Origin of the sequence: Metapseudomonas resinovorans (assembly GCF_002003485.1) — a bacterium.
GTDB lineage: Bacteria > Pseudomonadota > Gammaproteobacteria > Pseudomonadales > Pseudomonadaceae > Metapseudomonas > Metapseudomonas resinovorans_D.
This window is the reverse complement of record NZ_BDMA01000034.1, coordinates 148866-172139: the sequence shown is the minus strand read 5'-3', so window position 1 is coordinate 172139 and position 23274 is coordinate 148866. Positions and strand designations below refer to the sequence as shown.

Here is a 23274-nt window from a genome sequence, read left to right as displayed (position 1 = left end):
TGGCTGAGGATGCGGAGTTTACGAGTTGTAAATGACAAATCCGAAGCCATTCGCAACGCAGTTATTCCGACGCGCAGCAGGTCCTATCGGGGGCAGGTAGGCCGTGGCGGGCGAAGATGGCTCGATAGGTACCGTCTTCGCGCATGCTCTGCATGGCCTGGTCGAACTCTTCCACCAGTTGCCGATGCCGTGGATGGCTGCGACGCACCAGGATATGCAGGCCGTTCTCGCTGAGCGGCCGGGGCAGGAACTCCAGCTGCTCACGAATGCCTGCGAGTTCGCCATTGAGGTAGAAACGCGCCACCAGCTCGTCTTCCAGGGTTAGTTGCACACGTCCGGCGGCCAGCATCCGGGCGCCCATCTGGAAGTCCTTCACCGGCACCTTGTTCAGGCCCGCGTCGGCATCGAAACTCGGCAGGTAGCTGTAGCCGCGCACCACGGCAATGCTGGAACTTTTCAGATCAGGCGGCGCCTGGAACAAGGCATCGCTGCCCTTGCGCTTGAGGAAGAGGATGCGATTGGTCAGGTAGGGCTTGGAGAACTGGCCGTAGCCGGCTCGTTCGTCGCTGTACCAGGCATTGACGATCAGGTCGTAATCGCCGACCTGGACCCCGCGCAGGGCGCGAGCCCATGGCACCTGGACGAACTCGGGACGGTGGCCGGCGCGCTTGAGCGCGGTGCTCACCAGCTCGGTCGCCAGACCATTACCCGGCAGGCTGGCATCGGTGAAGGGCGGCCAGACATCGGCAGCCATGCGCAAGGTTTCAGCAGGGACACTCGCGGCGGCGAGCAGCAGGGCGAAGAAGGCAAAACCACAGCGTCGTCTCATGCGAAGGCATCCGAGAACAGGTCTGGCCGGCAGGTAGCCAAGACTGCACGAAAATTTCGGCAGCGACCAGATATCCGGTACTTCCGTACCTGATCCCGTTACGCCGCAATGTGACTCGCGCTGCGCGTCAGCATCGAATGCGACAGGGTGGCTGACAGCGTCACCCTCTGCCCTTAGGCTGTAGGCGGCAGCACAGCCGTACTCGGACATTCGCCTACAAGGCCCCTATGCCCTCGACCCGATTCACTCAAACGCTGCGCCGCCTCTGGGCGCTGGACAAGTTCAGCTACAGCCTGCGCGTCTTCGTCGCCCTCACCGGGAGCATGGCGCTGTGCTGGCAGCAGGATCGCCTGGATCTGCTGATCCCACTCTTCCTCGGCATCATCGCCAGCGCCCTCGCTGAAACCGACGACAGCTGGCAGGGCCGCCTGACGGCACTGCTGGTGACCCTCGGCTGCTTCAGCGTTGCCTCGCTGTCAGTGGAACTGCTGTTCCCTTATCCCTGGGTGTTCGTCAGCGCCCTGGCACTGGCCAGCTTCGGCCTGACCATGCTCGGTGCCCTTGGCGAGCGCTACGCCACTATCGCGTCGGCGACACTGATCCTCTCCGTCTACACCATGATCGGCGTCGACCAGCGTGGCGGCGTGCTCACCGATCTCTGGCAGGAACCCGCCCTGCTGGTGGCCGGTGCCGCCTGGTACGGCCTGCTCTCGGTGCTCTGGCAGGCGCTCTTCACCCACCAGCCGGTGCAGCAGAGCCTCGCCAGGCTGTACCGCGAGCTGGGGCAGTACCTCAAATTGAAATCAGCGCTCCTGGAGCCGGTGCGCCAACTCGATGTGGAAGCCCGCCGGCTGGAACTGGCACGGCAGAACGGCAAGGTGGTGGCGGCACTGAACGCGACCAAGGAAATCATCCTGCACCGGGTGGGCAATGGCCGGCCCGGCCCCAAGGTCAGCCGCTACCTCAAGCTGTACTTCCTGGCGCAGGACATCCACGAGCGCGCCAGCTCCTCCCACTACGCCTACAACGAGCTGGCCGAAGCCTTCTTCCACAGCGACGTGCTGTTCCGCTGCCAGCGCCTGCTGCGCCAGCAAGGCGGCGCCTGCCAGGCGCTGGGGCGTGCAATCCAGATGCGCCAACCCTTCGACTACCTGGATGGCGCCCAGGCCCTGGAAGACCTGAACAAATCCCTGGAGCACCTGCGCATCCAGAGCAACCCGGCCTGGCGCGGCCTGCTGCGCTCGCTCAACGCGCTGGCGCGCAATCTCGGCACTCTCGACCGCCTGCTCATCGACGCCAGCAATCCCGACGCCCTCGCCGAAGCCCAGGACGCCAGCCTGCTGGACCGCTCGCCAAAGGGACTGAAGGACGTCTTCGAACGCCTCAGGCAGAACCTCACACCGACGTCCCTGGTGTTCCGCCACGCGCTGCGTATGGCCGTGGCCTTGACCGCCGGTTACGGCATGCTGCACCTGATCCACCCCGAGCAGGGTTATTGGATCCTGTTGACCACGGTGTTCGTCTGCCAGCCCAACTTCGGCGCGACACGACGCAAGCTGGTCCAGCGGATCATCGGCACGCTGCTCGGCCTGGCGCTGGGCTGGGCGCTGTTCGACCTGTTCCCCAGCGCCCTGGTGCAATCGGTCTTCGCGGTGGTCGCCGGGGTGATCTTCTTCGCCACCCGCGCCACCCGCTATACCTTGGCCACCGCCGCGATCACCCTGATGGTGCTGTTCTGCTTCAACCAGATCGGTGACAGCTACGGCCTGTTCCTGCCGCGTCTGGTGGACACCTTGCTGGGCGCGCTGATTGCCGGCCTGGCGGTGATCTTCATCCTGCCCGACTGGCAGGGTCGCCGACTCAACCAGGTGGTGGCCAACACCCTCGTCTGCAACAGTCGCTACCTGCGGCAGATCATGCAGCAGTACGCCATCGGCAAACGCGACGACCTGGCCTACCGCCTGGCCCGGCGCAACGCCCATAACGCCGACGCGGCGCTGTCCACCACACTCTCCAACATGCTCATGGAGCCGGGCCACTTCCGGAAGGAAGCGGACATCGGCTTCCGCTTCCTGGTGCTCTCCCACACCTTGCTGAGCTACCTCTCCGCACTCGGCGCGCACCGCAGCGAGACCCCCGGCGAAGCCCTGACCCCAACGATCAACGAAGCCGCCGAACAGATTGCCGAGAGCCTGGATTGCATCGCCCAGGGCCTGACCGAGCGCCGCCCGATCAGCATCCATCGCGATGAGGAAGATGCACTCGCCAAGAACCTCGAGCAGCTTCCCGAAGACATGGACGACCGCCCCCGCCTGGTGCAGACCGAACTGGGACTGATCTGCCGGCAGCTGGGGGCGTTGAGGACGCTGGCGGCGCATTTGTTGAATGAGGGGAAGGTGGCTTAAGGGTCTCACGCGGAGGTGCAGATTCTTTGTAGGGGCGAATTCATTCGCCAAGCAGGCCGAAGGTCTGCCCTTCGCGACCACAGGGGGCAGCTGCGCCGCCCTTGGCGAATGAATTCGCCCCTACAGACTCAGAGCCACTGCGCGTCCCAGAACGGGTAGTCGCCGATCCGCTCCACCAGGCCCGCCCGCAATGGGTTGGCGACGATGTAGCGAGCCACCTTGCGAATGTCCTCTTCGCTGCGCAGAGCGTGGTCATGAAAGCCTTTCTGCCATATCGCCTGATGACCTTGAAGGCAGAAACCCAATTTCCGCGCCGATCTGCCCTTGAGCACCTTGATGATGGTCGACATGGAAATCGGTCCCTGAAGTTGAATCAACCAGTGCAGGTGATCCGGCATCAGCACCCAGGCTATGGAGTGGAGCAGGTTCTGCTCCTCCAGGCGTCGCATCTCGGTGATTACTAGGCGCGCACAATTGAAATCGCGGAACAGCGGCCTGCGCGCTTCAGTAGTCGTGGTGATGAGATAGATCTGACCAACGCGTGAAACGCGGCCCTTGAGGAGATCGTCACTCGGCATGTCCATTGCCCTTGTTGTTCTGAAGGCAATGACTTTATGGCCCACGCAGCCGGATATGGGCTGCCACGCAGTGGCGAAAGGGATGATCCAGGCCGAGGAAATTGCCTGTGGGGGCGAATTCATTCGCGAAGCAGACCGCAGGTCTGCCTTGTATTCCTCACAGGGGCCGCTTCGCGACCCTTAGCGAATAAATTCGCCCCCACAAAGTAGCGGTCCACCCATCAGTCCTCCCCCATCAACTCCCTGATCGTCTCACCCACCTTCCGCACTGCCGCTTCGATGGCCGGGGTCGGTTTGGAGGAGTAGTTCATCCGCAGGCAGTTCCGGTACTTGCCGGAGGCGGAGAAGATGCTGCCGGCGGCGATCTGTACGCCTTTGGGCAGCAGGGCGCGGTTCAGGCGCAGAGTGTCGAAATCCTCGGGCAGTTCCACCCACAGCATGAAGCTGCCCTGGGGCCGGCTGGCGCGGGTGCCTTCGGGAAAGTAGCGCATCACCCAGTCGATCATCTGGTCGCGGCTGTGCTGATACTGGGTTCGCATGCGCCGCAGGTGCGGTTCGTAGTGGCCCTTGCCGATGAATTCGGCCAGCGCCAGTTGCGGCTGGGTCGCCGTGGCACCGGTGGAGATGTATTTCATGTGCAGCACCCGGTCGAGGTAGCGACCGGGGGCGATCCAGCCGACGCGGATGCCCGGCGCCACGGTCTTGGAGAAGGAGCTGCAGAGCAGCACACGGCCGTCGTCGTCGAAGGACTTGATGGTTCGCGGACGCGGGTATTGGTAGGCGAGGTCGCCGTACACATCGTCTTCCAGGATTGGCACGTCGTAGCGCTGGGCCAGGGTGACCAGGGCGCGCTTGCGTGCCTCGGGCATGATGTAGCCCAGCGGGTTGTTGCAGTTCGGGGTGAGCTGGATCAGCTTGATCGGCCACTGTTCCAGGGCCATTTCCAGTGCTTCCAGGCTGATGCCGTTGAGCGGGTCCGTGGGCAGTTCCAGGGCCTTCATGCCGAAGCCCTTCAAAGTCTGCATGGCGCCGTGGAAACTCGGCGAATCCACGGCGACTATGTCCCCCGGCTCGCAGGTGGAGCGGATCGCCACCGACAGCGCTTCATGGCAGCCGGTGGTGATGACGATATCGCTGGAGGGGATCTGGCAGCCGGAATCCAGCGCCAGGCGCGCCACCTGTTCGCGCAGCGCTTCGGTGCCGTAGATGCTGTCGTAGTAGAGGCCGCTGCCGTCCTGGCGCCGGCTGATCTGGCCGAGGCTGCGCAGCAACGGTTTCAAGGTCGGGCTGGTGATGTCCGGCATGCCACGGCCGAGCTGCAGGACGTTGTCCTTGGCGCTGCGCTTGATCAGGTCGAGTACGTCATTCCACTGCGACACATCCACCGGCCGTTGCGGCGCCCGGCTCATCGCCGGCAGCGCGGGTGTCTGCCGACGCGGCGGCACGAAGTAGCCGGACTTCGGCCTGGGTTCGGCCAGGCCACCGTCCTCGAGAATCCGGTAGGCCTGCTGCACCGTGCTCAGACTCACGCCGTGCTCCAGGCTCAGGGCGCGTACCGACGGCAGGCGGTCGCCGGGGCGGTAATAGCCCTGTTCGATGCGTTCACCGAGGGTTTCGGCCAGCTTGATGTAGAGCTTCATGACAGTCTCCCGAATCGGCGTGAACACACAGCAGAACCATTACAGATGGATGCTGACCTGAGGATTCAGATAGGAAACCACGCAATCTGTATGAAGAAAATATACAGATCGTGAATCTGTATTGAGAATTTGCCGACGGCCATCATGTTCCCACCCCGATCCACCACAGGGCATGAGGAACGCAATGATGAACGGCCTGAGCGATGTACGACTGACTCTCCACGCACGGGAACTGGAACAGGAGCAGCGCACGCCTGTATCCCCCGCCCCCACGCAGTCGGGCAACTTCTGGGACCGTTTCTGGATGCGCCTGCAAACGCGCCGCAAGCTGCTGGAGCTGGATGACCACGCCCTGCGGGACATCGGACTGACCCGCGAACAAGCGCTGGAAGAGGCCCTCAAACCCTTCTGGAAAGTCTGAACGCCGGAGCGGACACGCGCTCGACCGAGTAAGTCCAAGCAACCGTCAGGGCCAGGGCTTCCAGTCGCGAGAAGGCTTGTTCAACGGTACTTGCAGGCCCTGGAAGCCGGGTTGTGCCTGGAGCTTGCGCAAACCTTCGGCGAGTCGCTTGTCCACGTACTTGCCACGGGGGTTGTCCGGCACCAGCCAGCGCACCGGATAGAGACCGAAGTCCTGGGCACGCAGTTGTTCACGCAGGCCCAGGCGATCGACTTCGTGTTCGGTCTCGTTCACAGCGAAGACGTAACCGTCGATGCGCCCGCGTACCAGCTTCTGCAGGCTGCCCTCGATGCTGTTGCCGGACAGCGCCGGAAAACCCAGCCAGGGCGCATGGGCACGATCTGTCTCGACCTGGTAAGGAAACGCCAGGCTGCGCAGGGCGGGGGTCACGACCGGCGCGGCGAGCTGTTCCTGCAGTTCATCGACGCGCCAGCTTTGCCCCAGCAGGGGCTGCAGCTGTGCCTGTTGCCCGGCATCGAGACCACTGGCGGCCAATCGCTCGGCGCTGAGCATATGGGCCGGGTCGAGCAGTTGGGCCACGTTCAGGCTGTTGGCACGCCGGGTGAACAGGCCGAAGCGCACCTCCCAGAGCAGACCAGAGCCGTAGCGCAATCCGGCCGGCAGGCGCGGCAAGTTACCGAGAAAGGGCACCTGGAATTCGCACTCACCGTTCTGCAGCAGGTGAAAGGTGCGGGCGAACGGGATGATCTGCAGGTCGAAGTCGATGTCCGGGAGTTGCTGGTCAATGGCGCGGACCAGGTCCAGCAGGGGGCCGGTGCCATCCGCCTCGGCCAATCCGGGCACTTCGGCCACCGCCACCCGCCATTGCTCGGCGGCCGCGACGGTGCTGGCCCAGCACAGGCACAAACTGAGGCACAGCAACGAGAGTCGGCGCATGGATCACCCCGGCGGAGCGGTACGCCTGAGTATAGGTGCGCCCTCTAGCGCAGCAGGCTGGCCATGCGCTGGATCGCATCCTGATGGGCGGACACCAGGGCCAGGCCGCCGCCGGCGTCCAGGGCATTCAGCGGAGGCGCCAGCTTGCGATAGGCGGCTAACTGTTCGATGGCTGGCAAGCGCGCCTGTCGGCCTTCATCGCGCAAGGCATGGAAGAGTCCCAGGTTGACCAGATCAACCAGCCCGAGCCGGTCGCCCGTGTCGACGTCCCACTGCCTGGCGCTGCGCACGACGTCGATGTAGCTCTGATCCACGGCCCATTTCTTCAGCACGATTACACTCAGGGACTGGCCGTATTCCTGGCAAAGACGCGTGTAGACCTCCGGACTCGGGACCTGGCTGGCGTCCTTGAAAGCGGAGAGCACCGCCAGGTCGCCGACATCGCAAAGCAGGCTGGCCAGCATTGCATGGTCCGGCGAGGTGAAGCCCAGGGGGCGGGCAAGTACCGCGCTGATCGCCGCATGGCGCGTGAGGCGTCCCCAGACGCCGATGAACAGCTGCTTGTGGGCGGCGCTGTGGAGGGTGAAGAGACTTTTCAGGCTGTGGATCAGGGTGATGCGGTCCACCTCCTGCAAGCCAAGCAGGCGGATCACGTCCTCCAGCGTCCGCGGTGGCGTGCTGGAACGGAACATGATGCTGGAGGCATGCTTCATCAGCAGTGCGCTGAGCGCCGGGTCCTTGCTGATGACCTGCTTCAACCGGGCGACGGAGACGTTCGGATCGGCCAGGGCGCGGCGGATGTCCAGGGTGATCATCGGCAGGCTGGGCAGTTGTTCTTCGCCATTCATCAGCTGCGTGACCACCTTGCGGTAGATCGAGTAATCCGACTCTGCTGCGTTCAACACGGTTCTCCCCTTTTTTTGTGGCCGCAGTGTAGCCACACGCCTTCCCGGCGCCCATGGGAAACCGCCTGCAATCGGACAGATTGTTCAGGGGAGCGGCACGCCGTAAGGCTTGGCGAGTTTCTTCAGCCGACCATCGGCGCGCATCTTCTTCAGCACGCGACCGATATCGTCACGCAGTTGCCGGTGGGAGTCGCCCCTCGGCAGGGCAAAGTAGCCGACCTGGGTATCGATCACCGGCGTGAGTTTGCGCACCTGAGCGTCGATACCCAGCTCGTCGATGCGCGGACGGGAATCCCGTTCGTTGCTGGCGACGAGATCGACCCGGCCCGCCATCAGCAGCCTGAACGCCAGTTCGACCGAGGGCGTTACGTGCTGGTCGAGCTGGCCGCGCATGGCCTCGAAGCGCTCACCATAGATCCAGCCGTGAATGATGGCGATGCGTTTTCCCTTCAGGCTTGTCAGGGTGCCGTCCCAGGTCACCGGCGAGTCACTGCGCGCGTAGAACACCACGCTGTCGCGATAGAAACCGGGTTCGGCGAACTGGAAGCGCAACTCCCGCGCGGCCGTGCGGTAAGGGCCGATCAGCACATCGGCGCGCCCCTCTTCCACGAGCTTCTGGGCGCGGGCCCAAGGGTAGCTTTCGAAGCGCACCTGATCGCCCAGGTCCTTGGCGATCGCGCGCATCACATCGATGCCCAAGCCGCTGGGGACTCCTTTGGCATCGAGAACATAGAGACCGGGGAATTCAGTACCGACCGCGAGCAATTCGCGGCCATTGGCGAAGGGGACCAGGCCCAGCACCCAGAGAATGACGCAGAGGGTGCGAAAACTCGGACGCATGTCCGCGGGCCTCGGTCTGCTGCTACTTCAGAGCCTAGCAGCCGGCGTTGCGCTCAGCCCGGCAGTTCACTCCAGGTGAGGTACACGCGCAGGTCGAACTCCAGCTGATGGTAGCCAGGCAGCATGTGCTCGCAGAGTTGGTAGAAGGCCTTCGTGTGATCGCGCTCTTTCAGGTGCGCCAGTTCGTGGACCAGGATCATCTGCAGGAACTCCGGGGCCGCTTCCTTGAACAGCGAGGCGACGCGGATTTCCTTCTTCGCCTTGAGCTTGCCGCCCTGCACCCGCGAAATCGCGGTGTTCAGGCCAAGGGCCTTGTGCACCACATCGAGCTTGTTGTCGTAGAGCACCTTGTCTGGCGCCGGGGCGTTGCGCAGGTGCTCCTGCTTCAGGGTCATGGCGTAGCTGTACAGCGCCTTGTCGCTCTGCACTTCGTGGCGGCCCGGATAGCGGCGCTCCAGGTACTCAGCGAGGCGGCCGGCGGCCATCATCTGCGCCACCTGTTCCTGGAGGTGCGCTGGGTAGCCACGGAGGTACTTGAGACTGGTCATGACAAGGCAGGTGGGAATGGAAGGCGCGACAGTCTACCCGAGCACAGCGTTCGGCGAGCGCCTTCCAGACAAGTCGACCGCACCTCGAAAAGTTCCCTGGCGCTTTGCGACGCAGTTCAATTTTCGAGCAAATTCCCTCTCGAGTGAGCCACGCGCATCGCTGATAGCACCGAGCCAGAGCCTTTCAAAAAACCGGCGCGGCTGATGGGAAAATTTCCTTATCCATCAAGGGCGGTCATTTCCGGCCGCTTTCGGCCACCCCCATAAAGGCAATATCGCAATACTGGCCAATCCCGATTTAGACATAATTTTGACGCCAATATGCCGACAATCGGTAACTGACAACCCGCCAGCGCCTTCGTATAAAGCGCTCGCGAGACGGCCAAACGCCTTCGGACGAAACGGCAGGCAACTGCCACCAGCAACCTTCACTTTTGGTTCGAGCGACTTTGGCCGGAACGCCGTCCTGCACCTGTGCGACGTGGATTCGCAGCGCCCGACCGGAAGTTCCTTTCGAGAACTCCGTCATGATCGACCTTTCCACCTGGAACCTGACCCTGCCCGTAGGTGTGCCCGCCGTCACCATCGATACGCCCCTGCTGGTGGGTGGCTACCGCGACTATTACTTCCAGAACGACAGCACCACCGTCCGCTTCTGGGTGCCGGTCAATGGCACCACCACCGCCAATGCGACCTACCCACGCAGCGAGTTGCGCGAAACCTATGCCGACGGCAAGCTGCGCAACTGGACCTACCCCAGCGCCGACAACCTGCTCAGCGCCAACCTCGCCGTCAGCCAGGTGCCCTCCACCGGCAAGCTGGTAATCGGCCAGATCCATGCCCATGGCAGCACCAGCCCACTGCTCAAGCTGGAGTATCAGTTCAAGACCAAGACGCAGACCGCGAACATCGTCGCGAAGGTGCGCAACTCGCCGACCGAGGAAACCAGCACGGTGATCCCGCTGCTCAGCGGCATCCCCCTGAACCAGCGCTTCAGCTATGTGATCGACCTGTCGCCGAATGGCCTGCTCAGCGTCATGGTGAATGGCAGCCTGTGGAGCCAGCAGCTCTCCACGGCGTGGGCGCCGAAGCCGCTGTATTTCAAGGCAGGGGTGTATGCGCAGGACAACGAGGGGTATGAGACGGAAGCGGGCGCGGCGACCTTTTACAGCTTGAAGATCGAGCATCGGGCGCCCTAAGCCCTCACCCCCGACCCCTCTTCCTGATGGAGAGGGGTGACTCGCGCCTGAAGCTTTGGCGCCTGCCGGCACGTTCGGAGTGGTTTCGGGGGAAGGCGCTCAATCGTGGCACGGTTGAGTTCCCCTCGCCCTTCAGGGAGAGGGGCTAGGGGAGAGGGTGGCGGACTCAAGGCACCGAGCCAGAACCTTCGCATCCGTCAAAACGCAGGGATCACCCGCCAGATAGCTGCGATACACCCTCAGCAGGTCCCCCTCGCTGATCCGGCAATTGCCCGCCGGGCACTGGCTGGCGAACTCGAAGCGCCCGGTGGGCGGGTCGGCCAGGCGGATTTTCAGCGACGGCCAGCCCGCCGGCTTGGCCGCCGAGGGCGTGAACAGCCAGGCACCCTTGCGCTGCACCAGGGCGTCGCCGGCTTCTGCGTAGTCGAAGACGAACATCAGGGTGCGCGAGGTCTTGGTGGTGCAGTCAGTGCGATCCAGGCACTGCTGCGGATCGCTGGATACCGGCTCGGGCGGCGGCACGGGGGCCACTGGTGGTTGGCCGGCACATCCTGCGAGCAGCAGGGTAAAGCCCATCATCAGGGGCAGTCTCATCGGAAACTCCTGTTGCCGGATACGAAAGAGCCCCGCAGTGCGGGGCTCCTCGTGAAACGCTAAGGGATCAGTTGACCTTGGCGGCCAGCTCGCCCTTGGCGTAGCGCGCGAACATGCCTTCCAGGGAGATCGGCTTGATCTTGGAGGCGTTGCCGGCGGTGCCGAAGGCTTCGTAACGGGCGATGCAGATGTCACGCATGGCTTCGACGGTCTTGGCGAAGTATTTGCGCGGGTCGAACTCGGCCGGGTTCTTGGCCAGGAAGCTGCGGATGGCACCGGTGGAAGCCAGGCGCAGGTCGGTGTCGATGTTCACCTTGCGCACGCCGTACTTGATGCCTTCGACAATTTCCTCGACCGGCACGCCGTAGGTTTCCTTAATGTCGCCGCCGAACTCGTTGATGATCGCCAGCCAGTCCTGCGGAACGGAGGAAGAACCGTGCATCACCAGGTGGGTGTTGGGGATGCGCTTGTGGATTTCCTTGATGCGATCGATGGCGAGGATGTCACCGGTCGGCGGCTTGGTGAACTTGTAGGCGCCGTGACTGGTGCCGATGGCGATGGCCAGGGCGTCCACCTGGGTCTTCTTGACGAAGTCGGCGGCTTCTTCCGGATCGGTCAGCATCTGGCTGTGGTCCAGGATGCCTTCGGCGCCAACGCCGTCTTCCTCACCGGCCTGGCCGGTTTCCAGGGAGCCCAGGCAGCCCAGCTCACCTTCCACGGACACGCCGCAGGCGTGGGCGAAGGCAACGGTCTGCTGGGTGACGCGGACGTTGTAGTCGTAATCGGACGGGGTCTTGCCGTCTTCGCGCAGGGAGCCGTCCATCATCACGGAGGAGAAGCCCAGCTGGATGGAGCGCTGGCAGACGTCGGGGCTGGTGCCGTGGTCCTGGTGCATGCACACCGGGATGTGCGGGAATTCTTCGATAGCAGCCAGGATCAGGTGGCGCAGGAAGGGCGCGCCAGCATATTTGCGAGCACCCGCGGAGGCCTGCACGATCACCGGGGAATCGGTCTTGTCGGCCGCTTCCATGATGGCGCGCATCTGTTCCAGGTTGTTGACGTTGAAAGCCGGTACGCCGTAGCCGAATTCGGCGGCGTGATCCAGCATCTGGCGCATGCTGATGAGTGCCATGGTGTTTCAGTCTCCCGATTGGGTGGGCTGTCAAATTACAAAGCCTGCCGCAGGGGCAGGCCGGGTTCAAGGTCCCGGGGAGGAGCGGTCATGCGCCCGCCCCCGGGGAAAATCAATCTTTTCCAGAGCCTGTTCACACTCTAGCGAGCTAGAGAAGAACAAGGCGAAAATGGCTGAGGAAGCGGAGTTTACGAGCTGTAAATGAGCATTCCGAAGCCATTTTCAACGCAGTTATTCCGACGCGCAGCAGAGCGTGAACCGGCTCTCAAGGCGCCTTGCAGCCACGACCAATCAGATCATCGGTCGCCGCCCAGTAAACCAGGCCTTCATCACCCTTGGTGTGGAAGGCGAGGTTGCCGTCGGTGTAGAGCGCGCCGGAGCCCGAGGGTTCCCGCTTGAGGCGGTGGACGATATCGCCGCCGCCCAGGCGCAAGTCGACGCTCTCCTGGCTCGCATCGCTGAAACGCCAGAGCACTTCGGTCTGGCTGTCGCACACCCAGCGGGTCCAGTCATCGCTGGGGACCTGCTGGCCGGCGCAACCGGCCAAGAGCGCGCAGCCGGCGAGGGCGAACCATCCTTTCATCCACGTCTCCTTGGGGGATGGCTCCGGCCATCCGCGCACCGCTCCGTCATGGGCAGTGCTGTTGTCCTTCGTTACTCGCAGTGGGGTCGCCACTGGCCTGAGCCTCCACCCGTTGGTCATCCTGATTGCTCGGGACTATCACCTGGGGCGGGCTCATCACTTCACAGGTGCTGGACGGTTTGCCACCGGCACAACCCCAGAGTCCAGCACACAGAATCAGCAGAATCGCAGCGTAGCGCATGGCAGGCACTCCTCTTTGCAATCCCCTATCAAGGGACCACGGGGGCCTGCCATGGTTTAGGCCTTTTACTTGGCGCGTTGCTCCAGCACCTCCACGGCCGGCAGCACTTTACCTTCGACGAACTCGAGGAAAGCACCACCACCGGTGGAGATGTAGGAGATCTGTTCGTTCACGCCGTACTTGTCGATTGCTGCCAGGGTGTCGCCACCACCAGCGATGGAGAAGGCAGGGCTTTCGGCGATGGCCTGGGCCAGGACCTTGGTGCCGTTGCCGAACTGGTCGAATTCGAACACGCCTACCGGACCGTTCCAGAGGATGGTCTTCGAGGACTTCAGCAGCTCGGCGAACTGGGCAGCGGTCTGCGGGCCAATGTCCAGGATCATGTCGTCGTCGGCCACGTCGGCGATTGCCTTGACGGTAGCAGCGGCGCTTTCAGCGAATTCCTTGGCGACGACCACGTCCACCGGCAGCGGCACGCTGACTTTGGCGGCGATGGCCTTGGCGGTGTCGACCAGGTCGGCTTCGTACAGGGATTTGCCCACCTTGTAGCCGGCAGCGGCGAGGAAGGTGTTGGCGATGCCGCCACCGACGATCAGCTGGTCGCAGATCTGCGACAGCGAGTTCAGCACGTCGAGCTTGGTGGAAACCTTGGAGCCGGCAACGATGGCGGCCATCGGGCGGGCCGGGTTGCCCAGGGCCTTGCCCAGGGCGTCCAGCTCGGCAGCCAGCAGTGGGCCAGCAGCAGCGACCTTGGCGAACTTGGCCACGCCGTGGGTCGAGCCCTCAGCGCGGTGGGCGGTACCGAAGGCGTCCATCACGAAGACGTCGCACAGGGCGGCGTACTGCTGGGCCAGCTCATCGGCGTTCTTTTTCTCGCCCTTGTTGAAACGCACGTTCTCGAACAGCACGACCTGGCCGGGGGCAACGTCGACGCCGCCCAGGTAGTCAGCCACCAGCGGCACTTCGCGGCCCAGGGCCTTGCTCAGGTAGTCGGCCACCGGCTTGAGGCTGTTCTCTTCGGAGAACTCGCCTTCGGTGGGACGGCCCAGGTGGGAGCAGACCATTACCGCCGCGCCTTTCTCCAGTGCCAGCTTGATGGTCGGCAGGGAAGCGAGGATGCGCGCATCGCTCTTCACGACGCCGTCCTTCACCGGCACGTTGAGATCCTCACGGATCAGCACGCGCTTACCCTGGAGGTCGAGGTCGATCATTTTCAACACGGTCATGGGGTCAGTCCTTCACGGGGGCTGGTTGTTAACGAGAGGCAGCGGAAACCCGCAGATAGTGGTCTGCGGTGTCGAGCATACGGTTGGCGAAGCCCCATTCGTTGTCGAACCAGGCCAGCAGGTTGACCAGGCGCGGGCCGGACACGCGGGTCTGGCTGCCGTCGACGATGGCTGAATGGGGATCGTGGTTGAAATCGCAGCTGGCGTGGGGCAGCTCGGTGTAGGCCAGAAGCCCCTTCAGCGGACCGCTTTCGGCGGCCTCGCGAAGCACGCGGTTGATCTCGTCGGCCGAGGTGTCACGGGCGGTCTGCAGGGTGATATCCAGGCAGGACACGTTCACCGTCGGCACGCGGATCGCCTTGGCCTGGATGCGCCCAGTCAGTTCTGGCAGCAGGCGCTCGATACCACGGGCGAGGCCGGTGGACACCGGGATCACCGACTGGAACGCAGAGCGGGTGCGGCGCAGGTCTTCGTGGTGGTAGGCATCGATCACGGGCTGGTCGTTCATCGCCGAGTGGATGGTGGTAATGGAGACGTACTCCAGACCCACGGACTCGTTGAGAAGTTTCAGCAGCGGCACACCGCAGTTGGTGGTGCAGGATGCGTTGGACACCAGTTTCTCGGTGCCGGTCAGGCTGTCCTGGTTGACGCCAAAGACGATGGTGGCGTCGATGTCCGATTCGGTCGACATCGGCTGGGACAGCAGCACACGTGGCGCGCCGGCAGCCAGGAAACGCTCGGCTTGCTGGCGGTGGGTGTACTGGCCAGAGCACTCCAGCACCAGGTCCACGCCCAGGGCGGCCCAGTCGATGCCCTCCGGCTCGGCGTGGCGCAGCACCTTCACGCAGTCGCCGTTGATGTGCAGGCAATCGCCATCCACCCGCACTTCGCCAGGGAAGCGGCCGTGGGTGGAGTCGAAGCGGGTCAGGTATTCGATGCTGGCCTGGTCGGCCAGGTCGTTCAGCGCGACGATCTCGAAGCTCGCCCCGCCACTGCGCTCATGGAGCGCGCGCAGCACGCAACGGCCAATGCGGCCGTAGCCGTTGAGGGCGACTTTGAAGGGGCGGTTGCTTGGCATGGTGCGCTCGCAGGGCCGGGAAGGAAGAAGAAAACCCGTTGGAGCGAGCTTGCTCGCGAAACAAACGCTTCGCGAGCAAGCTCGCTCCTACCAACGGATCAGACGTCCAGCAGTTCTTCGGCGGTGCCGACGATGTTGTCGACGGTGAAGCCGAAGTGCTCGAACAGAGCGGCGGCCGGCGCCGACTCACCGAAGGTGGTCATGCCGATCACGCGGCCTTCCAGGCCGACGTACTTGTACCAGAAGTCCGCGTGGGCAGCTTCGATGGCGATACGCGCGCCAACCTGCACCGGCAGCACGGCCTGCTTGTAGGCGGCTTCCTGCTGATCGAACAGGCTGGTGGACGGCATCGACACCACACGCACCTTGCGGCCGGCGGCGGTCAGCGCGTCGAAAGCCTGCACAGCCAGGCCCACTTCGGAACCGGTGGCAATCAGAATCAGCTCGGGCTCGCCGTCGCTGTCCTTCAGCACGTAGCCACCACGGGCGATGTTCGCCACCTGGACGGCATCACGAGCCTGGTGGGGCAGGTTCTGGCGGGAGAAGATCAGCGCGCTCGGGCCGTCGTTGCGCTCGACGGAAGCCTTCCAGGCCACGGCGGATTCCACCGCGTCGGCCGGACGCCAGGTGTTCAGGTTCGGGGTGCAGCGCAGGCTGGCCAGTTGCTCCACCGGCTGGTGGGTCGGGCCGTCTTCGCCCAGACCGATCGAGTCGTGGGTGTAGACGAAGAGCACGCGCTTCTTCATCAGCGCGGCCATGCGCACGGCGTTGCAGGCGTATTCCATGAACACCAGGAAGGTGGCGCCGTAGGGAATGAAGCCGCCGTGCAGGGCGATGCCGTTCATGATGGCGCTCATGCCGAACTCGCGCACGCCGTAGAACAGGTAGTTGCCGGAAGCGTCCTCGGCGGACACACCCTTGCAGCCCTTCCACAGGGTCAGGTTGGAGCCGGCCAGGTCAGCCGAGCCGCCGAGGAATTCCGGCAGCAGCGGGCCGAAGGCGTTCAGGGCGTTCTGGCTGGCCTTGCGGCTGGCGATGGTTTCGCCCTTGGCGGCGACTTCCGCGATGTAGGCATCGGCCTTGGCGGAGAAGTCAGTCGGCAGCTGGCCCTTGATGCGGCGCTGGAACTCAGCGGCCAGTTCCGGATGGGCGGCGGCGTAGGCGGCGAAACGCTCGTTCCACTCGGCCTCGCGGGAGGCGCCGGCGGCCTTGGCGTCCCACTCGGCGTAGATGTCGGCCGGGACTTCGAAGGGCGCGTGGTTCCAACCCAGGGCGGCGCGGGTCAGGGCGATCTCGTCGTTGCCCAGCGGGGCGCCGTGGCACTCTTCCTTGCCTTGCTTGTTCGGCGAACCGAAGCCGATCACGGTCTTGCAGCAGATCAGGGTCGGACGGTCGCTGGATTTGCGCGCGGTCTCGATGGCGGTCTTGATCTCGTCGGCGTCATGGCCGTCGACGTTGCGGATCACCTGCCAGCCGTAGGCTTCGAAGCGCTTCGGCGTGTCATCGGTGAACCAGCCGTGGACTTCGCCGTCGATGGAGATGCCGTTGTCATCGTAGAAGGCGACCAGCTTGCCCAGGCCGAGGGTGCCGGCCAGCGCGCAGACTTCGTGGGAAATGCCTTCCATCATGCAGCCATCACCGAGGAACACGTAGGTGTTGTGATCGACGATGTTGTGGCCTTCACGGTTGAACTGGGCCGCCAGGGTCTTTTCGGCGATGGCGAAGCCAACGGCGTTGGCGATGCCCTGGCCCAGCGGACCAGTGGTGGTCTCGATGCCGGCGGTGTAGCCGTATTCCGGGTGGCCCGGGGTGCGGCTGCCGAGCTGACGGAAGTTCTTCAGGTCTTCAATGTTGAGGTCGTAGCCGGTCAGGTGCAGCAGCGAGTAGTTCAGCATCGAGCCGTGGCCGTTGGACAGCACGAAGCGGTCGCGGTTGGGCCATTCGGGGTTGTTCGGGTTGTGCTGCAGGTAATCCCGCCAGAGCACTTCGGCGATATCGGCCATTCCCATGGGGGCGCCGGGGTGGCCGCTGTTGGCTTTCTGCACAGCATCCATGCTCAGGGCACGAATGGCATTGGCACGCTCACGACGGCTGGGCATCGCTTATCTCCTGCAGGTCTGAATAGACGGCTAATCGAAAAAAGGCCGCTATTTTCGCCCAGCCGGCAGGTCGCGGGCAATCACAGATGGTCGCAGTTTCACCGGTCGACCGCGCGAAGGGCCCGGCCAACCGCCGATCAGCCAATATCAAAACTTTTTGATATTGGCATTGCGACCCCGGGGGTCGGGGGCTAGACTGCCCTCCCTATGAGCCTGCGCGTACCCCAGATCCGCCATGACGACAGCGACGAACTGGCTGCCCTGTGCAAGGCCGGCGGCGATCCGCTGCGTCTGAACGTGCTGCGGGTGCTGGCCAACGACTCGTTCGGCGTGTTGGAACTGGCGCAGATCTTCGCCACCGGCCAATCAGGCATGAGTCACCACCTCAAGGTGCTGTCCCAGGCAGGCCTGGTGGCCACCCGGCGCGAAGGCAATGCGATCTTCTACCGCCGCGCCCTGGCGCAGAACGAGCGGTTCGGCGGCATGTTGCACACGGCCCTGCTGGCTGAAGTGGACGAGCTTGATCTGCCGGCCGATATCGCTGGGCGCATTGCCGAAGTGCATGCCCAGCGTGAAGCGGTCAGCCGCGATTACTTCGCCCGTGCGGCGGAAAAATTCCAGGAGCAGCAAGACCTCATCGCAGGATTGCCGCAATACCGTGACAGCGTGCTGGCACTGCTCGACGCGCTGAGCTTCGAGTCCGCGGCCACTGCATTGGAGGTCGGACCCGGCGATGGGGGCTTCCTGCCGGACCTGGCACGACGCTTCAGCCAGGTCACGGCGCTGGACAACAGTCCGGCCATGCTGGAACTGGCGCGCATGCGCTGTAACGAAGAAGGCCTCGGCAACGTCGACCTGCGACTGACCGATGCCCTGAATGACGAGCAGGCGGCCGCCGACTGCGTGGTGCTGAACATGGTCCTGCACCATTTCGCGGCGCCGGCCGATGCGATGAAACAATTGGCCCAGCGCGTACTGCCAGGCGGCGCGCTGCTGGTGACCGAGTTGTGCAGCCACAACCAGAGTTGGGCCAGGGAGGCCTGCGGCGATCTATGGTTGGGCTTCGAACAGGACGACCTGGCCCGTTGGGCCAATGCCGCGGGGCTCACGCCCGGCGAGAGCCTCTACATTGGCTTGCGAAACGGCTTTCAGATTCAGGTAAGGCACTTCGCCAAACCGGATTCACGAAGCGAACTCACCCACCGGTAACGAATAGGAAAACCGATAGATGAGCGAATACTCCCTGTTTACCTCCGAATCCGTGTCCGAAGGCCATCCGGACAAGATTGCCGACCAGATTTCCGATGCCGTCCTCGACGCCATCATCGCCCAGGACAAGCACGCCCGCGTTGCCTGCGAAACCCTGGTCAAGACCGGCGTAGCGATCATCGCCGGTGAAGTCACCACCTCCGCCTGGGTCGACCTGGAAGAGCTGGTGCGCAAGGTCATCATCGACATCGGCTACGACAGCTCCGACGTCGGCTTCGACGGCGCCACCTGCGGCATCCTGAACATCATTGGCAAGCAGTCCCCGGACATCAACCAGGGTGTTGACCGCTCCAAGCCGGAAGACCAGGGCGCCGGTGACCAGGGCCTGATGTTCGGCTACGCCAGCAACGAAACCGACGTGCTGATGCCGGCCCCGATCTGCTTCTCCCACCGTCTGGTGGAGCGCCAGGCCGAAGCCCGCAAGTCCGGCCTGCTGCCGTGGCTGCGCCCGGACGCCAAGAGCCAGGTCACCTGCCGCTACGAAGGCGGCAAGGTCGTCGGCATCGACGCCATCGTGCTGTCCACCCAGCACAACCCCGACGTGAAGTACTCCGACCTGCGCGAAGGCGTGATGGAGCTGATCGTCAAGCACGTGCTGCCGGCCGAGCTGCTGCACAAGGACACCCAGTTCCACATCAACCCGACCGGCAACTTCGTGATCGGCGGCCCGGTGGGCGACTGCGGCCTGACCGGTCGCAAGATCATCGTCGACTCCTACGGCGGCATGGCCCGTCACGGTGGCGGCGCGTTCTCCGGCAAGGACCCGTCCAAGGTTGACCGTTCCGCTGCCTACGCCGGCCGCTACGTTGCCAAGAACATCGTCGCCGCAGGCCTGGCCGAGCGTTGCGAGATCCAGGTGTCCTACGCCATCGGCGTGGCCCTGCCGACCTCCATCTCGATCAACACCTTCGGCACCGGCAAGATCAGCGACGACAAGATCGTCCAACTGGTCCGCGAGCACTTCGACCTGCGTCCGTACGCGATCACCAAGATGCTCGACCTGCTGCACCCGATGTACCAGCCGACTGCGGCCTATGGCCACTTCGGTCGCAACCCCTACGAGATGAGCTACGGCGAAGACACCTTCACCGCGTTCACCTGGGAAAAGACCGACAAGGCCGAAGCCCTGCGCATTGCCGCCGGCATCTAAGCCCTGACCGATCTGCAGAAAGCCCCGCCTCGTGCGGGGCTTTTTGTTGGGTCATCGCCACGATTCAGAATCCCCACAAGTTGCTACGCCCGAACGGACACGTGATTCAGCGCCCGCTGACAAGCGCCACTCCTAGACTGGCCGCCTCCCCTGTGAGCATGGAGGCTCGCCGTGAAAACCTGGACATCCCTTCTCGCCCTACTCCCCGGCCTCGCCCTGGCCGATGCCTGCCCTGATTGGCAAAGCGTCCGCGCCCAAGCCGAACTCGCATCCCTCGCAAGCCGGATCGCCGATTGGGATTTCGCCTACCACAGCGAGGGTCGCTCGCCGGTGGAGGATGAGCTCTACGACCAGGCCCGCGCCCGCCTTGCGCGCTTGAGCGAGTGCTTTCCCGGCGCGACCTCGCCGGTGAGTCATCCCCTCGCGGGTAGTTCCGGCAAGACTCGCCACCCGGTCGCCCAGACGGGCCTCGACAAGTTGCGAGACATCGACGACCTGCGCCGCTGGATGGGCCAACGACGCAATCTCTGGGTCCAGCCCAAGGTGGATGGAGTCGCCGTTACCTTGAGTTATCGCAAAGGGCGCCTGGTTCGGGCCATAAGCCGCGGCGATGGCAGCCAGGGACAGGACTGGACGCACCAGGCCCGGCGCATTGCCGCCATTCCCGAAAGGCTGACCGACACTGGCGACGCCGTGCTGCAGGGCGAGCTGTACTGGCGGCTGGACGGTCATGTGCAGGCGGAACGAGGCGGCCAGGGCGCACGCGGCAAAGTGGCCGGGCTGCTGAATCGACGCACGCTGACCGAGCACGATGCCGGCGGTATCGGTCTCTTCGTCTGGGACTGGCCGGATGGCCCGGCGCAGATGGAAATGCGCCTGCAAGGCCTCAAGGCCATGGGCTTCGCCGATGCCGAAGCGCTGACCCGCCCCGTCACACATGCAGAAGACATCGCCGCCTGGCGCGAACGCTGGTACCGCTCGCCACTGCCGTTCGCCAGCGACGGCATCGTCATTCGCCAGGGCACGCGGCCTGCGGCACAGCGCTGGAAGCCGGAACCGCCGAGCTGGGCCGTGGCTTGGAAATACCCGTTCGCCATGGCCCTGGCGGACGTGCGCTCAGTGGAATTCAAGGTAGGGCGGACCGGCCGGGTCACGCCACTGCTGAACCTGTCGCCGGTGGAACTGGATGGCCGGAGTATCCAGCGCGTCGGCCTCGGCTCGCTCAAGCGCTGGCGCGAACTGGACATCCGTCCCGGCGACCAGGTCGCCATCGCGCTGGCCGGGCTCACCATCCCACGGCTGGAATCCGTGGTACTGCGCGCCAGCGAACGTCCGCAGATGGAAGCGCCACAGCCGGGCCGTTATCACGCACTCAGCTGCTTTCGCCCGGAACCCGGTTGCCGCGAGCAATTCCTCTCGCGCCTGGAGTGGCTCGGCGGTCCCAAGGGCCTAGGGCTCGCCGGGCTAGGACGCGGCACCTGGGCGCGCCTGGAACTGGATGGACTGCTGGGCTGGCTTGATCTGGATGCTGCCGCCCTTGAGGCCCGGCCGGGCATCGGCACGATGCGCGCGGCCGCCTTGGTGGAGACCTTCGGGCAAGCGAGGGGGCGGCCTTTCAGGCAGTGGCTGAGCGCACTGGGGTTGCCGGCCATGGGCGCCTGGAAACCGGAAGGGGACTGGACGGCGCTGGCAGTCAGGACGCCTGCGCAATGGCAGGAACTGGCAGGCGTCGGGCCGGGCAAGGCCAGGCAACTGGCGGCCTTCTTCCAGGAAACCGAAGTGCTAGCGCTGGCGGAACGTCTTGGTGCGGCCGGGGTGGATGGGTTTTCCGCACCTCAATAGGCGCGGAATTCCTTGTGGCAGGCCTCGCAGCTGTCTTCCACCTTCTGTACCAGCGGCGCGACGCCTTGGGCGGTGACCGGACGAGCCTGGGCGGCGCTGGCGAGTTGGCCGGTGCTGGCCTCGAGTTCGCGTACCAGCTCCTTGAAGCGCTCCTGCCGCTGCCAGACTTCGTCACGGGCGGCGCTGTCGGCGTCACCTTCCTGAACTTGCGGGAAATGCTGCCAGGGCTCGCGGGACAGTTGGTCGAGCTTGGTCGCTCCCGTGGCGAAACGCTGCTCGTCGAAGCTGATGCGACCGCGCAACATGCCACCGAGGTCTTCGCTGGTACGCAGCATTTCCTTGAAGATCGCCTGGCGCTTGCCCAGCGGCGAATTGGGGTCCACACCGCCACAGGCAGCAAGACTCAGACAGGCGGCGGCAAGGATCAGAAGCTTCTTGGCATTCATCGACAGAATCACGGGTAAGGCTGAAGGCGGGCGACAGTATCCCCACCTGTCCGGCAAATACCAAGCCTGGCGACAGTTTGTCGCAGATCATGGAATTGCAGCTCCGCGCCGCACCAGCGCGCTTTTCCAGCCACAATCAGATCTTTCGCAATCAAGGAGAAAACCGATGAAGCGACGTCTTTCCCTTCCGTTCGTCCTGGTCGCCGGTGCCCTGCTGACCCAGCCCCTCCTCGCTGCCGAAACGGGTTGCGCGGCCAAGCGTCAGGCCATCGAACAACGTATCGAAGTCGCCAAGGCCCAGGGCAATGCCGCCCAGCAGGCCGGGCTGGAAAAGGCCCTGGCGGAGGTGAAGGCCAACTGCACCGAAGCCGGACTGCGCCAGGAGCGAGAGGCGAAGGTTGCCGGATACGAGGCCGAAGTCCGCCAGCGCGAAGCTGACCTGCGTGAAGCCCAGGCCAAGGGCGATTCGGAAAAGATCGCCAAACGCCAGGCCAAGCTGGAAGAGGCGCGGGCCGAATTGTCCGCAGCGCAGAAGGCGCTGGAAAACTGACCACCCCAATCAGACGAAACCATGTGAGGCCCCTGCCCCGCCCCGTCGCCTGTGCCCTGGCCGGGCCTGGCTCGGTGGCGCGGCCTACTCCTTGAACTGGTCCTTGATATAGGTGATTTCCCGTTTGCCATGGGGCGCCGGCAGGCCATCTTCGCCAATGTTGACGAAAACCATCTTGTCGATGGTCAGGATGCTCTTGCGGGTGATCTTGTTACGCACTTCGCAGCACATGGTGAGCGAGGTACGGCCGAACTCGGTGGCGGTGATGCCCAGTTCGATGATGTCGCTCTGGCGTGCCGAACTGACGAAATTGATCTCTGAAATGAATTTGGTGACCACGCGCTGGCTGCCGAGCTGGATGATGGCGTAGATGGCCGCTTCCTCATCGATCCACTTCAACAGGCTGCCGCCGAACAGCGTGCCGTTGGGGTTGAGGTCTTCGGGCTTGATCCATTTGCGCGTATGAAAGTTCATGCGGCGTCCTCCTTGTGTGAGATGCGATGAATCATGGACGCCCGGCTACGGCTTGTCGCGACAAGGCTTTCAATGGACACGATAGGTGCGCGGCCGGGCGACGGAAAACCTTGGGCTTGCCCATCGACGTCGCTATAATCCGCAAGTTTCAAACGGCCGGCACAGTCTGGTCGTTCCCGCCACCCATCCGAGGGGCGCTGCAGCAAGTGGTACCTGTTTCGACTCAGGTTCCGCCTGTCAGGCTCGGAAGGGGCGTTTTCAAAACGCATCAACGGCGCCCATTCGCACA

General features: G+C 64.0%; 23 protein-coding genes and 1 riboswitch. Of the genes, 7 read left to right on the top strand and 16 right to left on the bottom strand.

Going from position 1 to position 23274, the window contains the following annotated elements:
* Nucleotides 1-61 precede the first annotated feature (61 nt).
* A complete protein-coding gene (locus MnOB_RS10855) occupies nt 62-829 on the bottom strand; it encodes a substrate-binding periplasmic protein (RefSeq protein ID WP_077524229.1) in 768 nt (255 codons plus the stop codon).
* A 227-nt stretch (nt 830-1056) separates the two neighbouring features.
* Here MnOB_RS10855 and yccS point away from each other — a divergent pair, with 227 nt between their 5' ends.
* On the top strand, nt 1057-3234 hold the full coding sequence (yccS, locus tag MnOB_RS10850) for a YccS family putative transporter (RefSeq protein WP_077524228.1): 2178 nt from the start codon (nt 1057-1059) through the stop codon (nt 3232-3234).
* Nucleotides 3235-3362: 128 nt separating this feature from the next.
* Here yccS and MnOB_RS10845 read toward each other — a convergent pair whose 3' ends face one another.
* Both MnOB_RS10845 and MnOB_RS10840 read right to left on the bottom strand, forming a co-directional pair.
* Nucleotides 3363-3818, bottom strand: coding sequence for an REP-associated tyrosine transposase (locus MnOB_RS10845; RefSeq protein ID WP_077524245.1), 456 nt, complete (start codon nt 3816-3818; stop codon nt 3363-3365).
* Nucleotides 3819-4033: 215 nt separating this feature from the next.
* Nucleotides 4034-5452 (bottom strand): aminotransferase-like domain-containing protein, encoded by a 1419-nt coding sequence (locus MnOB_RS10840; RefSeq protein ID WP_077524227.1) that lies wholly within the window; start codon nt 5450-5452, stop codon nt 4034-4036.
* Nucleotides 5453-5639: 187 nt separating this feature from the next.
* Here MnOB_RS10840 and MnOB_RS10835 point away from each other — a divergent pair, with 187 nt between their 5' ends.
* Nucleotides 5640-5873 carry a DUF1127 domain-containing protein gene (locus MnOB_RS10835; protein ID WP_077524226.1) on the top strand — a complete coding sequence of 78 codons (234 nt, stop codon included), beginning with the start codon at nt 5640-5642 and terminating at the stop codon, nt 5871-5873.
* Nucleotides 5874-5918: 45 nt separating this feature from the next.
* Here MnOB_RS10835 and MnOB_RS10830 read toward each other — a convergent pair whose 3' ends face one another.
* The 4 genes from MnOB_RS10830 to MnOB_RS10815 form a co-directional block, all read right to left on the bottom strand.
* On the bottom strand, nt 5919-6809 hold the full coding sequence (locus MnOB_RS10830; protein ID WP_077524225.1) for a hypothetical protein: 891 nt from the start codon (nt 6807-6809) through the stop codon (nt 5919-5921).
* 44 nt (nt 6810-6853) lie between these two features.
* The gene (locus tag MnOB_RS10825; protein ID WP_234358232.1) at nt 6854-7714 is read right to left on the bottom strand and encodes an HDOD domain-containing protein; all 861 of its coding nucleotides are present in this window, start codon (nt 7712-7714) and stop codon (nt 6854-6856) included.
* 84 nt (nt 7715-7798) lie between these two features.
* Nucleotides 7799-8554 carry a substrate-binding periplasmic protein gene (locus MnOB_RS10820; RefSeq protein ID WP_077524223.1) on the bottom strand — a complete coding sequence of 252 codons (756 nt, stop codon included), beginning with the start codon at nt 8552-8554 and terminating at the stop codon, nt 7799-7801.
* A gap of 53 nt (nt 8555-8607) precedes the next feature.
* Nucleotides 8608-9102: a YgjP-like metallopeptidase domain-containing protein gene (locus MnOB_RS10815; RefSeq protein WP_077524222.1), complete on the bottom strand. Its 495-nt coding sequence runs from the start codon at nt 9100-9102 to the stop codon at nt 8608-8610.
* 527 nt (nt 9103-9629) lie between these two features.
* On the opposite strand from MnOB_RS10815, the gene MnOB_RS10810 reads away from it, so the two are divergent.
* A complete protein-coding gene (locus MnOB_RS10810; RefSeq protein ID WP_077524221.1) occupies nt 9630-10301 on the top strand; it encodes a polysaccharide lyase family 7 protein in 672 nt (223 codons plus the stop codon).
* A 132-nt stretch (nt 10302-10433) separates the two neighbouring features.
* On the opposite strand, the gene MnOB_RS10805 is transcribed toward MnOB_RS10810, so the two are convergent.
* From MnOB_RS10805 to tkt, 7 genes are all read right to left on the bottom strand, one after another.
* Nucleotides 10434-10895, bottom strand: a complete 462-nt coding sequence (locus MnOB_RS10805) for a hypothetical protein (RefSeq protein ID WP_077524220.1) — start codon at nt 10893-10895, stop codon at nt 10434-10436.
* A gap of 67 nt (nt 10896-10962) precedes the next feature.
* The gene (fba, locus tag MnOB_RS10800; protein WP_077524219.1) at nt 10963-12027 is read right to left on the bottom strand and encodes a class II fructose-bisphosphate aldolase; all 1065 of its coding nucleotides are present in this window, start codon (nt 12025-12027) and stop codon (nt 10963-10965) included.
* A gap of 265 nt (nt 12028-12292) precedes the next feature.
* Nucleotides 12293-12610 carry an MliC family protein gene (locus MnOB_RS10795; RefSeq protein WP_077524218.1) on the bottom strand — a complete coding sequence of 106 codons (318 nt, stop codon included), beginning with the start codon at nt 12608-12610 and terminating at the stop codon, nt 12293-12295.
* Between the two features lie 46 nt (nt 12611-12656).
* Entirely contained in the window at nt 12657-12851 is a 195-nt protein-coding gene (locus tag MnOB_RS10790; protein WP_077524217.1) for a hypothetical protein, read from the bottom strand.
* Nucleotides 12852-12916: 65 nt separating this feature from the next.
* Nucleotides 12917-14077, bottom strand: a complete 1161-nt coding sequence (locus MnOB_RS10785; RefSeq protein ID WP_077524216.1) for a phosphoglycerate kinase — start codon at nt 14075-14077, stop codon at nt 12917-12919.
* 28 nt (nt 14078-14105) lie between these two features.
* Entirely contained in the window at nt 14106-15155 is a 1050-nt protein-coding gene (epd, locus tag MnOB_RS10780) for an erythrose-4-phosphate dehydrogenase (RefSeq protein WP_077524215.1), read from the bottom strand.
* A gap of 98 nt (nt 15156-15253) precedes the next feature.
* Complete coding sequence (tkt, locus tag MnOB_RS10775; RefSeq protein WP_077524214.1) at nt 15254-17254, bottom strand: transketolase; 2001 nt, start codon at nt 17252-17254, stop codon at nt 15254-15256.
* A gap of 207 nt (nt 17255-17461) precedes the next feature.
* Here tkt and MnOB_RS10770 point away from each other — a divergent pair, with 207 nt between their 5' ends.
* The 3 genes from MnOB_RS10770 to ligB all read left to right on the top strand — a co-directional run bounded on the left by MnOB_RS10770 (nt 17462) and on the right by ligB (nt 21515).
* Nucleotides 17462-18463: an ArsR/SmtB family transcription factor gene (locus tag MnOB_RS10770; RefSeq protein ID WP_077524213.1), complete on the top strand. Its 1002-nt coding sequence runs from the start codon at nt 17462-17464 to the stop codon at nt 18461-18463.
* 19 nt (nt 18464-18482) lie between these two features.
* On the top strand, nt 18483-19673 hold the full coding sequence (gene metK, locus MnOB_RS10765) for a methionine adenosyltransferase (protein WP_077524212.1): 1191 nt from the start codon (nt 18483-18485) through the stop codon (nt 19671-19673).
* A gap of 171 nt (nt 19674-19844) precedes the next feature.
* Nucleotides 19845-21515, top strand: a complete 1671-nt coding sequence (gene ligB, locus MnOB_RS10760) for an NAD-dependent DNA ligase LigB (protein ID WP_077524211.1) — start codon at nt 19845-19847, stop codon at nt 21513-21515.
* Here ligB and MnOB_RS10755 read toward each other — a convergent pair.
* The gene (locus MnOB_RS10755; protein ID WP_077524210.1) at nt 21509-21961 is read right to left on the bottom strand and encodes a c-type cytochrome; all 453 of its coding nucleotides are present in this window, start codon (nt 21959-21961) and stop codon (nt 21509-21511) included. The genes ligB and MnOB_RS10755 overlap by 7 nt on opposite strands.
* A gap of 166 nt (nt 21962-22127) precedes the next feature.
* Here MnOB_RS10755 and MnOB_RS10750 point away from each other — a divergent pair, with 166 nt between their 5' ends.
* Nucleotides 22128-22511, top strand: a complete 384-nt coding sequence (locus MnOB_RS10750) for a DUF1090 domain-containing protein (protein ID WP_077524209.1) — start codon at nt 22128-22130, stop codon at nt 22509-22511.
* An 84-nt stretch (nt 22512-22595) separates the two neighbouring features.
* Here MnOB_RS10750 and MnOB_RS10745 read toward each other — a convergent pair whose 3' ends face one another.
* The gene (locus tag MnOB_RS10745) at nt 22596-22985 is read right to left on the bottom strand and encodes an acyl-CoA thioesterase (RefSeq protein WP_077524208.1); all 390 of its coding nucleotides are present in this window, start codon (nt 22983-22985) and stop codon (nt 22596-22598) included.
* A 183-nt stretch (nt 22986-23168) separates the two neighbouring features.
* A riboswitch (S-adenosyl-L-homocysteine riboswitch) is annotated at nt 23169-23272 on the top strand.
* Nucleotides 23273-23274 lie beyond the last annotated feature (2 nt).

Bases quoted from the DNA above. Each gene is read 5' to 3' on its own strand.
- MnOB_RS10845 (WP_077524245.1), bottom strand. From the start codon at position 3,818: ATGGACATGCCGAGTGACGATCTCCTCAAGGGCCGCGTTTCACGCGTT.
- MnOB_RS10820 (WP_077524223.1), bottom strand. From the start codon at position 8,554: ATGCGTCCGAGTTTTCGCACCCTCTGCGTCATTCTCTGGGTGCTGGGC.
- MnOB_RS10855 (WP_077524229.1), bottom strand. From the start codon at position 829: ATGAGACGACGCTGTGGTTTTGCCTTCTTCGCCCTGCTGCTCGCCGCC.
- MnOB_RS10810 (WP_077524221.1), top strand. From the start codon at position 9,630: ATGATCGACCTTTCCACCTGGAACCTGACCCTGCCCGTAGGTGTGCCC.
- MnOB_RS10770 (WP_077524213.1), top strand. From the start codon at position 17,462: ATGAGCCTGCGCGTACCCCAGATCCGCCATGACGACAGCGACGAACTG.
- yccS (WP_077524228.1), top strand. From the start codon at position 1,057: ATGCCCTCGACCCGATTCACTCAAACGCTGCGCCGCCTCTGGGCGCTG.
- MnOB_RS10830 (WP_077524225.1), bottom strand. From the start codon at position 6,809: ATGCGCCGACTCTCGTTGCTGTGCCTCAGTTTGTGCCTGTGCTGGGCC.
- MnOB_RS10755 (WP_077524210.1), bottom strand. From the start codon at position 21,961: ATGAATGCCAAGAAGCTTCTGATCCTTGCCGCCGCCTGTCTGAGTCTT.
- MnOB_RS10785 (WP_077524216.1), bottom strand. From the start codon at position 14,077: ATGACCGTGTTGAAAATGATCGACCTCGACCTCCAGGGTAAGCGCGTG.
- MnOB_RS10815 (WP_077524222.1), bottom strand. From the start codon at position 9,102: ATGACCAGTCTCAAGTACCTCCGTGGCTACCCAGCGCACCTCCAGGAA.
- MnOB_RS10795 (WP_077524218.1), bottom strand. From the start codon at position 12,610: ATGAAAGGATGGTTCGCCCTCGCCGGCTGCGCGCTCTTGGCCGGTTGC.
- MnOB_RS10745 (WP_077524208.1), bottom strand. From the start codon at position 22,985: ATGAACTTTCATACGCGCAAATGGATCAAGCCCGAAGACCTCAACCCC.
- metK (WP_077524212.1), top strand. From the start codon at position 18,483: ATGAGCGAATACTCCCTGTTTACCTCCGAATCCGTGTCCGAAGGCCAT.
- MnOB_RS10835 (WP_077524226.1), top strand. From the start codon at position 5,640: ATGAACGGCCTGAGCGATGTACGACTGACTCTCCACGCACGGGAACTG.
- MnOB_RS10840 (WP_077524227.1), bottom strand. From the start codon at position 5,452: ATGAAGCTCTACATCAAGCTGGCCGAAACCCTCGGTGAACGCATCGAA.
- MnOB_RS10805 (WP_077524220.1), bottom strand. From the start codon at position 10,895: ATGAGACTGCCCCTGATGATGGGCTTTACCCTGCTGCTCGCAGGATGT.
- tkt (WP_077524214.1), bottom strand. From the start codon at position 17,254: ATGCCCAGCCGTCGTGAGCGTGCCAATGCCATTCGTGCCCTGAGCATG.
- fba (WP_077524219.1), bottom strand. From the start codon at position 12,027: ATGGCACTCATCAGCATGCGCCAGATGCTGGATCACGCCGCCGAATTC.
- epd (WP_077524215.1), bottom strand. From the start codon at position 15,155: ATGCCAAGCAACCGCCCCTTCAAAGTCGCCCTCAACGGCTACGGCCGC.
- MnOB_RS10790 (WP_077524217.1), bottom strand. From the start codon at position 12,851: ATGCGCTACGCTGCGATTCTGCTGATTCTGTGTGCTGGACTCTGGGGT.
- MnOB_RS10750 (WP_077524209.1), top strand. From the start codon at position 22,128: ATGAAGCGACGTCTTTCCCTTCCGTTCGTCCTGGTCGCCGGTGCCCTG.